This is a genomic window from Gammaproteobacteria bacterium, assembly GCA_013003425.1.
GTDB lineage: Bacteria > Pseudomonadota > Gammaproteobacteria > Steroidobacterales > JABDKV01 > JABDJB01.
Map to the genome: position 1 here is coordinate 133,369 of JABDJB010000045.1, position 9,132 is coordinate 142,500.

The 9,132-nt window shown below is 59.3% G+C and carries 8 protein-coding genes; 6 read left to right on the plus strand and 2 right to left on the minus strand.

The window, feature by feature from the left end; genetic code table 11:
- The first annotated feature begins 7 nt into the window (after positions 1–7).
- From HKN06_07100 to ppx, 3 genes are read left to right on the plus strand one after another with little or no spacing between them, the layout of a single operon-like run.
- Positions 8–457 (plus strand): polymer-forming cytoskeletal protein, encoded by a 450-nt coding sequence (locus HKN06_07100; GenBank protein NNF61083.1) that lies wholly within the window; start codon positions 8–10, stop codon positions 455–457.
- A gap of 7 nt (positions 458–464) precedes the next feature.
- Positions 465–809 carry an iron-sulfur cluster insertion protein ErpA gene (gene erpA / locus HKN06_07105; GenBank protein ID NNF61084.1) on the plus strand — a complete coding sequence of 115 codons (345 nt, stop codon included), beginning with the start codon at positions 465–467 and terminating at the stop codon, positions 807–809.
- Between the two features lie 42 nt (positions 810–851).
- On the plus strand, positions 852–2,357 hold the full coding sequence (gene ppx / locus HKN06_07110) for an exopolyphosphatase (GenBank protein ID NNF61085.1): 1,506 nt from the start codon (positions 852–854) through the stop codon (positions 2,355–2,357).
- Positions 2,358–2,363: 6 nt separating this feature from the next.
- Here the strand turns inward: ppx and HKN06_07115 are convergent, their stop codons facing one another.
- Together HKN06_07115 and HKN06_07120 are read right to left on the minus strand one after the other, a co-directional pair.
- Positions 2,364–3,449 (minus strand): anhydro-N-acetylmuramic acid kinase, encoded by a 1,086-nt coding sequence (locus HKN06_07115; protein ID NNF61086.1) that lies wholly within the window; start codon positions 3,447–3,449, stop codon positions 2,364–2,366.
- 29 nt (positions 3,450–3,478) lie between these two features.
- Positions 3,479–4,951, minus strand: coding sequence for a peptidoglycan DD-metalloendopeptidase family protein (locus HKN06_07120; protein NNF61087.1), 1,473 nt, complete (start codon positions 4,949–4,951; stop codon positions 3,479–3,481).
- A gap of 87 nt (positions 4,952–5,038) precedes the next feature.
- Here HKN06_07120 and HKN06_07125 point away from each other — a divergent pair, with 87 nt between their 5' ends.
- The 3 genes from HKN06_07125 (at position 5,039) to HKN06_07135 (ending at position 9,046) form a co-directional block, all read left to right on the plus strand.
- Positions 5,039–6,238 carry a tyrosine--tRNA ligase gene (locus tag HKN06_07125; protein NNF61088.1) on the plus strand — a complete coding sequence of 400 codons (1,200 nt, stop codon included), beginning with the start codon at positions 5,039–5,041 and terminating at the stop codon, positions 6,236–6,238.
- A 97-nt stretch (positions 6,239–6,335) separates the two neighbouring features.
- On the plus strand, positions 6,336–6,827 hold the full coding sequence (locus HKN06_07130) for a VPLPA-CTERM sorting domain-containing protein (protein NNF61089.1): 492 nt from the start codon (positions 6,336–6,338) through the stop codon (positions 6,825–6,827).
- 101 nt (positions 6,828–6,928) lie between these two features.
- Positions 6,929–9,046, plus strand: a complete 2,118-nt coding sequence (locus tag HKN06_07135) for a S9 family peptidase (protein ID NNF61090.1) — start codon at positions 6,929–6,931, stop codon at positions 9,044–9,046.
- The last annotated feature ends 86 nt before the right edge of the window (positions 9,047–9,132 follow it).

The window sequence follows — 9,132 nt, forward strand, 5'->3', positions numbered from 1 at the left end:
GATGAGCATGTTGGGTCGTAACAGCAATAGCAGCAGTGGCACCAAGCGCAAGAGCGCCAACATCGATACGCTGGTCGGCAGCAAGAGCCGGGTCTCGGGCGACGTCGAGTTCAGCGGCGGCTTCCACGTTGATGGTTACATCAAGGGGAACATCAGCGCCGATCCGGAGTCCGATTCAGTATTGAGCATCAGCGAACACGGCACCGTCGAAGGCTCGGTCAGTGTGCCGCATGTCATTCTGAACGGCACGGTCAAAGGTGATGTCACTGCAAAGGAACGCGTCGAGCTTGGTGCAACGGCCCGGGTTATTGGTAACGTGTTTTACAACCTTATTGAAATGGCTATCGGAGCTGAGATAAACGGCAAGCTGATTCACCAGCCAAAAGGTCAGCCTACTTTGGTCGATATGTCGGCCAAACAGGACGACAAGCTGGTGCGGGTTGGCGGCGGAAAGTAACAAGTCAATGAATGCATCGGCAGAAACGCCGCTGGTATTTACCCAGGCGGCAGCACAGAAAGTAGGCCAGTTGATTACCGAAGAGGGTAACGACGCCCTCAAGTTGCGGGTGTTTATTTCCGGTGGCGGCTGCTCCGGCTTTCAGTACGGTTTCACCTTCGACGAGAACGTCGAGGAAGGTGATATGCGAATCGAGAAAGAGGGCGTAACCTTGCTGGTCGATCCGATGAGTATCCAGTACCTCGCTGGTGCCGAGATCGATTACAAGGAAGACCTGGAAGGCGCCCAGTTCGTCATTCGCAATCCCAATGCGACCACGACCTGCGGTTGTGGCTCATCGTTTTCGGCCTGAAACAGCCGGGCGAGACGCCGGCGCAGAACCACTGATTTTCTCATGAGCAGGAACCTGTCCCGGCAGGTGCTTGCTGCCGTCGATCTCGGCTCCAACAGCTTCCACATGGTTGTCGCGCGCTATGAGCACGGCCAGCTGCAGGTAATTGACCGGCTGCGCGAGATGGTGCGTCTTGCGGCAGGCCTGGACCGGCGCAGCAAGATTTCCAGGAAGGCATCTGACAGAGCGCTGAGGTGTCTCGCACGTTTCGGTCAGCGGCTGCGCGACATGCGTGCCGAAAGCGTCCGGGCGGTCGGTACCAATGCCCTGCGCAAGGCCAGGAACGCCACGGATTTCCTGCAGGCTGCAGAAGAGGCCCTGGGGCATCCTATTGAAGTGGTATCGGGTCGTGAAGAGGCACGGCTGGTTTACCTTGGGGCAGCGCATTCACTGCCGGAACAACCCGGTGCGCGATTGGTAGCCGATATCGGTGGCGGCAGTACCGAGCTGATCCTGGGCAGCGGTTTTGAGACTCGCGAGTTGTTCAGTCTTTATATGGGTTGCGTGAGTATCACCGAGAAATTTTTTCCCGGCGGCAAGATCAGCGCCAGGCGCTGGCAACGTGCCAGGCTGGCGGCTGCGATAGAGCTGGAGCCGGTGAAAGAGCAACTGCAGCGGCTTGGCTGGCAGCAGGTCGTTGGCACGTCCGGCACTATTCGCGCCGCCCGCAACGTGCTGCTCGAGCAGGGCTGGAGCGATGGACCGGTAACGCAACAGGGGCTGGCCAATATTGAACAGCACATGATCAGCCATGGTCATATCGACAAGCTGGAGCTGCAGGGCCTGTCGTCGCAGCGGGTTCCGGTGTTTCCCGGTGGGGCTGTCATTTTGCAGACAATGCTGGCAGAGCTGAATATTGACAGCATGCTGGTGGCCCGCGGTGCGCTGCGCGAGGGGCTGTTGTACGACATGCTGGGCCAGCTTGCCGACCGCGATGTACGTGATCGCAGCGTGCGTGCGCTGGAGCAGCGTTATCATGTTGATGTCGAGCATGGCGGGAGGGTAGAGCGTACCGCGCTGGCGCTGTTTGACCAGGTTGCCGATGACTGGCGCATCAATACTCCGTTCGAACGCAAATTGTTGTCGTGGGCGGCGCGGTTGCACGAAATGGGTCTGGGTATTGCGCATTCACAGTACCAGCGTCATGGCTGGTACCTGCTGGAAAACTCGGATGTAGCCGGCTTTTCCATTCGTGAGAAAACGCTGCTCGCACGACTGGTCTTGTGTCACCGGCGCAAGGTGCAGCAGCAGGAATTTCAGTCGCTGCCAAAACCATGGACTCGAAAACTGCCGCAGCTGGCAGTGCTGCTGCGTCTGGCTGTACTGCTGCACCGCGGCCGCAGCGCTAATTCGACCGCCCCACTCGAACTTGCTGCGAGAAAGCGGCGACTGAAATTGCGGGTTCCGGCGGCGTGGCTCGATAAACATCCGCTGACACGCGCAGATCTGCGTGCGGAAGCCCGTTACTTGCGGTCGATCAATTTTCGCCTGCAGATAGAGGCGACGTAACCGCAGTCAGCCGGCGCTGTAGATAGCGCCGAGAATGGCGGGCCGGGAGGCTCCGGTGACATCGATAATATTGCCGGCACGTCCGGCGAGTGTTTGCATCGCCAGCCAGGCAAAGGCCCCGGCCTCGACCCACTCCGGCGCAATGCCCCGAGACTGCGTTGTCTCGATGATGACTTGTGGCAAGTGGGCAGCAAGTCGCTGCATCAGGAAGGTGTTGTAGGCGCCGCCACCGCAGACCAGGCAGCGTTGCGCTGCCGGGGCATAAGTGCGCACGGCCTCGGCTACAACCAGTGCGGTCAGTTCTGAAAGAGTCGCCTGCACATCGGCCGGCTCGGGTGCAGCAGCCATTGATAGCAGGTGGCCAGTCAGCCAGGGCAGGTTGAACAGCTCCCGCCCGGTGCTTTTTGGTGGCGCCAGGCGGAAATATTCTTCAGACCTGAGCAGTGCCAGCAACTCGCTGTCGATAGTCCCCGACTGTGCCCAGGCGCCGCCATCATCAAATGGCTCGGCATGATGTTGACGCGACCAGGCATCCATCAGCACATTGCCGGGGCCGGTGTCATGGCCTGTGACGCTGCCGTCGGCATGCAAGGTTGTGATGTTACTCATGCCGCCAATATTGATGACGGCCTGTTCTTCGCCACTGCGGGCAAAAACCGCATGATGAAAAGCCGGGGCCAGCGGCGCGCCGTGCCCGCCCAGCGCTACATCGCGGCGTCGAAAATCCGCGATCGTCGTGATACCGGTGCGACTGGCAATAACATTCGGGTCGCCGATTTGCATCGTGAACCCCTGTGCGCCGGTTGGCCGATGGCGAATCGTCTGGCCGTGGCTGCCGATCGCGGTTACATCAGCCGCCGTCAGCCCGGCTGCCTCGAGCAGCGCGATCGCAGTTTCTGCGAAGCAGGCTCCCAGCGCTGTATCGATCTGTCCCAATTCATCCAGCGAAATTTTATCGGCATGGTCGACGAGATGCCGTAACCGCCCATGCAGCTCAGCCGGAAACGGGTGGCTGATGCCGCGTTCAAGGTGAAAGCTGTCGCTATGAGTGAGCAGGCCGGCATCGACACTGTCCATGCTGGTGCCCGACATCAGGCCGATATAGCGATATTCCCGCTGCTTCACTGTGGGTTGCTACTGGCAACCCGCAGCGTACGCCCAACGAGATCGAGTTGTTCAATAAGTGGGGTCGCGACTTCGGTGTAGAGCGCGCGGTACTTCTTGTCGACAGGCTGTGCTTTTGGCAGTTTGACGGTGCGCGGGTTTCGATGCACACCGCCAACACGGTATTCGTAGTGCAGGTGCGCAGCGGTTACGGTGCCAGTGGCGCCACTGTAGCCGATTACCTGGCCCTGTCTGACGCGGCGACCGGTGCGGGCCCGGCTATGAAATTTTGACATGTGTGCGTAAAGCGTCGTGATATTACCGCCGTGCTGCAGGATTACGGTGTTGCCGTAGCCGCCTTTTCGGCCACGGAAAATAACTTTGCCGTCGCCAGCCGCCTTGATTGCGGTGCCGGTCGGCGCGCTGTAGTCGACACCCTTGTGCGGCAGTACTTTCTTGTGCACCGGATGCATGCGGCGTGGATTGAAGCTCGATGTCACACGTGGGCTGATGGCGATCGGTGCACGCAGGAATGCCTTCTTGACGTTCAGCCCGTCGGGTGTGAAGTAGCCGGCTTCGCCGTCGGGGTCTTCGAAGCGAATAGCGCGAAAAGTCTTGCCGCCGTTGGTAAATTCTGCGGCCAGCACTTTGCCGTCGCGCAGTTTCTCACCGTCCTGCCAGATTTCTTCGTACAGCATGGTGAATCTGTCACCAGAGCGGATATCGAGCACGAAGTCTATGTCCCAGGCAAATATGCCCGCCAGGTTCATTATTAAAGTGTCAGAGATGCCGGCCTTCTGTGCCGCGAGAAACAAGGAAGAATCGATCGCGCCGTGTGCATGCGCGATGCGTTTCTCGACCGGGTTGACTACCATCGATGCAATGAAGTTTTCGCCGTCGCGTTCGACAGTCAGTGCACGCTCATCATCGATGGTGCGTCGTAGTTGCAGCACATCGCCCAGCTCATGCCTGATTGAAATGCGGTCGCCGGGACGTAGCAGGTGCAAGTGCTCGCGAGCGTCGTCCAACTGCAGAATCTCGGCAAGATCCGAACGGTTGAGCTTGTTGGCAGCGAACAACTGATCGAGAGTGTCTCCGGATGCAATTTCGAATTGCACCCGGTCGGGCGCATCGACAGGCGTCGCCGGAACAACTGCAGCCTCCTGGCGCGGCTGTGGCAACGGCAGGGTCATGCTGGTAGTAGCTGAGGGTACAGGCGCGCCGGAGACAGATTCGCCGGGCAGGCGCAGCTTGAGGCTGGTGGTCTCGGGTTCGGGTTGCTGCAATTCGATTGCGGGCACTGCAGCGGTTTTCGGCTGGCTGCGTTGCGTGCCGCCGGCATCGTGCAGCAGCGTGAGGTACAGGGTGGCTGCGGCGGCAGCTGCCACGATGCCAAACAGCAGCCACTTGCTCGTGCGCGGCCGTGCGGGCCCGGCATAATCGAGCTTTCCCTTATAATCGTGACGGATGCGACTGGGGGCCCGGCTCACAGAAATTCCTGAAAAACTGAAGCATGTTACATTACCGCCCGCTTTCGGGGTGGTCAACGTTAGCGCTTGATTTGTCAGCGGAAAGACATGGCGAGAAACATAGAAAAACAACTGCAGTTGATCCGGCGCGGTGCCGACGAGATCCTGGTGGAAGAAGAGCTGGCCGAACGGCTCGGCAGCGGTCGGCCGCTGCGAATCAAAGCCGGTTTCGATCCGACGGCCCCGGACCTGCATCTCGGTCATACGGTCCTGATCAACAAGCTGGCGCAATTCCAGCAGCTGGGGCACGAAGTTATCTTCCTGATCGGTGATTTCACCGGGATGATCGGGGACCCCTCTGGCAAGAGCGCCACCCGGCCGCCATTAACGCGCGAGCAGGTGATCGAGAACGCCCACACCTATGAAAAGCAGATTTTCAAGATCCTCGACCCCGAGCGCACACTGATTGAGTTCAATTCCAGCTGGATGGGCGAGATGCGCGCTGCCGGCCTGATCGAGCTGGCTGCAAAACATACCGTGGCACGGATGCTCGAGCGGGACGATTTTGCCAAGCGCTACAAGTCCGGCCAGGCGATTGCCATCCACGAATTCCTGTACCCGCTGGTCCAGGGATATGACTCGGTCGCACTGCGTGCCGATGTCGAGCTGGGCGGAACCGACCAGAAATTCAACCTGCTGGTTGGTCGCCAGCTGCAGCAGGCGTATGGCCAGTCACCACAGATAGTCCTGACCATGCCACTGCTTGAAGGGCTGGACGGTGTGCAGAAGATGTCCAAGTCACTGGGCAATTACATCGGCATCGATGAGCCGGCCGACGAGATGTTTGGCAAGATCATGTCGTTGTCCGACGATTTGATGTGGCGTTACTTCGAATTGCTCAGCTTCGAAACCGATGAAGTTATCAATGGCTACCGCAAGGACATAGATGACGGGGGTAATCCCCGCGATGTGAAGTTTGCGCTTGGACGGGAGATCGTCAGTCGATTCCACGGCGACGGTGCCGGCGATAAGGCGCAGCAGGCGTTTGTAGACCGGTTCCAGAAAAATCGTATGCCGGACCAGATGCCGGAGTGCGAGCTGCAAAGCGAAAACGGCCAGCTTGGAATTGTCGCCGCCCTTACCCGGTCCGGTGTGACTGCAAGCAATTCGGAGGCGGTGCGGATGATAAAACAGGGTGCCGTTCGCGTTGACGGTGATCGAATAGAGAATCGCGAGACCATGCTCGCGCCGGGTACTTATGTCATACAGGTTGGAAAACGGCGTTTTATCCGGGCAACCCTTACCTGACCGTCGGGTTATGTTGTCTTGCGCCCCGGCAACGATTCCCGGGCTGTAACATGCTTCACATTAACCCGTTAAATCTACTTAAAAGAGGGTAAGAAAAATGTTGAAGCGATTAATGCCGCTGCTGGTCGGGATGCTGCTGTGGTCTGGGGCCAATGCTGCCCTGGAGCAGGGCGCTTACCTGGGCACGTTTTCTGGCAACGATTCCGAGGCTTCAATGCTTGCAGACCTTGGCCTGGACGTGAACCTTATCGCCAGGGTTGAACGGCCGGACACCATGACCGACGGCCTGACTATTTCGGAGCTGGTGTTTAATGATGATAATCCGCCGGAAGTGATATCCGGAGAATGGTCCTACGACGGCCCCGAGATCGTTGGCTACATCGTCATCAAGGCCGGCAATGAGTACGCGGTCTACGATTACACCAATGTCGCGATGACAAACATGGGCATCTGGGATACGGCTGACGTAATGAACAAGGGGTTGTCGCACATCACGGCTTACGAGGCGAAAGCTATCCCCGTGCCGGCAGCGGTCTGGCTTATGGCTTCCGGGCTGGCCGGACTCGGCCTGATGCGCCGCAACAAATAGACCGGAAAACCACCGACAACAGAACAGGCCCCGACCAGCGGGGCCTTTTTTTTGGCCGAACGGTGTCGCTGCGCTGCTTCAGACGGCTAAACTGATCGGGCATGGTCACGAACCGTCGATTCGCGCCAGGCCGTCGGGCCCGGCAACTTGCTGCGCTGCTGCTGACAGTGCTCGGTGTTTCTGCGGCCTATGCAACTGTCAGTCCGACCCCGGCCATTGTCGATGGCGCCGGTGCGACGATTGCATCGGCATTACCACGCCCGGCAATGCCACTCGAAGCGTTTTTTGCCAACCCCGAGTTTTCGCAGCCACAGCTGTCGCCGTCCGGACGGCTGCTTGCGGTTCTGCACGAGGCTGACGACCAGCCTGGTCGAAACCTCAGGATAATAGACCTGCAGACAAACGACGCCCGTACGGTGACCACTTATGACACGTACGAAGTGGCATGGTTTACGTGGATCGACGAGCAACGCATCGCCTACCGTGCCGCGCCGCCCGATAACCCGAACAGGGCAGCATCAGTTTTCGGCAACGAATGGTTCAACGTTGTCGATATATCGCGCCAGCCCGCGCGCACGGTTCGTTTCAGCAGCGGCCAGCACAGTAAATCACCCAGGCGCCAGGCGACAATCCAGGCGCAGTGGCATTCGATCCGGCTGTTGGATCCACGCCCCATCGATGGTGACAAGCTGCTGGTTACGGTGCGTAACGAGCGATTGAATCCGCCGGTAAACAGCGACGGCAAACTGCCGCCGGCCGCGCACTTCTATACCGACGTTGCAACAGTCAATGTTCGCACCGGTGACATTCGCCGGCTGGCACGGAACAGTGGCCAGGTTTACCACTGGCTGGTAGATCGAAAGGGCAAGGCCCGTATAGCGATGCGTCTGGACGATGACCTTGGTGTGCACGTCATGCATCGCCCGTCAGGAGGAAAGCATTGGCAGGAGATTTACTCATTTGAGTACGGCGGCACCGGAATCTGGCCGCTGGCCTTCACCCGCGATCCGGATCTCGTTTATGTGTTGAGTAATGCCGGTCGCGATACCCGTGCGCTGTACACTTTTGATCTCAAGACGGGCAAATTGCGTGATGAGCTATTCGCGCATGACACTGTAGATGTGTCCGGAATTGTGCTGTCGCGCGATGGCGAACGGGCGATCGGTGCGCGCTACGAAACGGATCGTTCGCGAATACACTATTTTGACGCCTATCGTCAGGCAATCGACACGGAACTCGCGGACGCTTTGTCGCAATACCAGATCGAAGTGCAATTCAGCGACGACAGCGCTATCGCACTGGTAACCGCGCACAACGAAAAAAACGAAGGGCGCTTTTATCATTTCAACGCCGATTCCGGCGAGCTGCGTGAGCTGTTTCACATGCGCGGGTTCCTGCCAGAGGAGAACCTGTCAAACACGCAGGCCATCGGACTGCGTGCACGTGACGGTGAACAGCTGCATGGCTTTCTCACCATGCCGCGTGGCGCGAGCGGCCCGGAACCGATGGTGGTGCTGGTGCACGGCGGCCCTCACGATACGAGAGACAAATGGGGTTTCGACCCCGAGGTGCAGTTTCTGGCCAACCGTGGATATGCGGTGCTGCAGATAAATTTCCGCGGCTCCGGCGGCTATGGTCGTCGCTTTGAGCAGCTCGGGTGGGGTCACTGGGGGGCGGCCATCCAGAATGACATCGCCGATGCGGTGCGCTGGGCGGTCGATTCAGGTCACGGCGCGGCCGACCGGATATGTATCTATGGCTGGAGTTTTGGTGGTTACTCCGCCCTGATGAACATGGCGCTCAATCCCGGGCTGTACCGCTGTGGCGTCAGCTTCGGCGGCGTCACTGACCTGCCGGCCCTGGTTGCGGGTCATAGTCCCGTCGACCTCGGCCGCCAGAGTTTCCTCGAGAAAGTGCTTGGCCAGGACAAGGATGAAGCGGAGCTTGCCCAGATTTCACCGGTAAACCGTGTCCTCGACCTCGATGCGCCGGTGCTGGTGGCCCACGGGTTGCGCGACGATGTCGTGCCGGTGAGTCATTTCGAGAAACTGGTCCGGGCCCTGGCCCGGCATGGCAAGGACGGCGAGGGGCTGCTGCTGGAAAACGAGGGGCACGGGCTCAGTGGCGAAGCCGCCAGGTACCTGTTTTACCGGACTCTGGAGGCATTTCTCGAACGTCACCTGGCGACCGGGCCGGCGCCGGCGGCAGACCCGATCTAGGCTGTGGCGACGGTCTGCAAAAGAGTAGTTGACGCGCCGCGCCAAAGCCCTATAATGCCGCCTCCCTGCTAGGCCGCTCACGGCGG

Coding starts and splice junctions, on each gene's coding strand:
- HKN06_07100 (NNF61083.1), top strand. CDS start 8: ATGTTGGGTCGTAACAGCAATAGCAGCAGTGGCACCAAGCGCAAGAGC.
- erpA (NNF61084.1), top strand. CDS start 465: ATGAATGCATCGGCAGAAACGCCGCTGGTATTTACCCAGGCGGCAGCA.
- ppx (NNF61085.1), top strand. CDS start 852: ATGAGCAGGAACCTGTCCCGGCAGGTGCTTGCTGCCGTCGATCTCGGC.
- HKN06_07115 (NNF61086.1), bottom strand. CDS start 3,449: ATGTCGGGCACCAGCATGGACAGTGTCGATGCCGGCCTGCTCACTCAT.
- HKN06_07125 (NNF61088.1), top strand. CDS start 5,039: ATGGCGAGAAACATAGAAAAACAACTGCAGTTGATCCGGCGCGGTGCC.
- HKN06_07130 (NNF61089.1), top strand. CDS start 6,336: ATGTTGAAGCGATTAATGCCGCTGCTGGTCGGGATGCTGCTGTGGTCT.
- HKN06_07135 (NNF61090.1), top strand. CDS start 6,929: ATGGTCACGAACCGTCGATTCGCGCCAGGCCGTCGGGCCCGGCAACTT.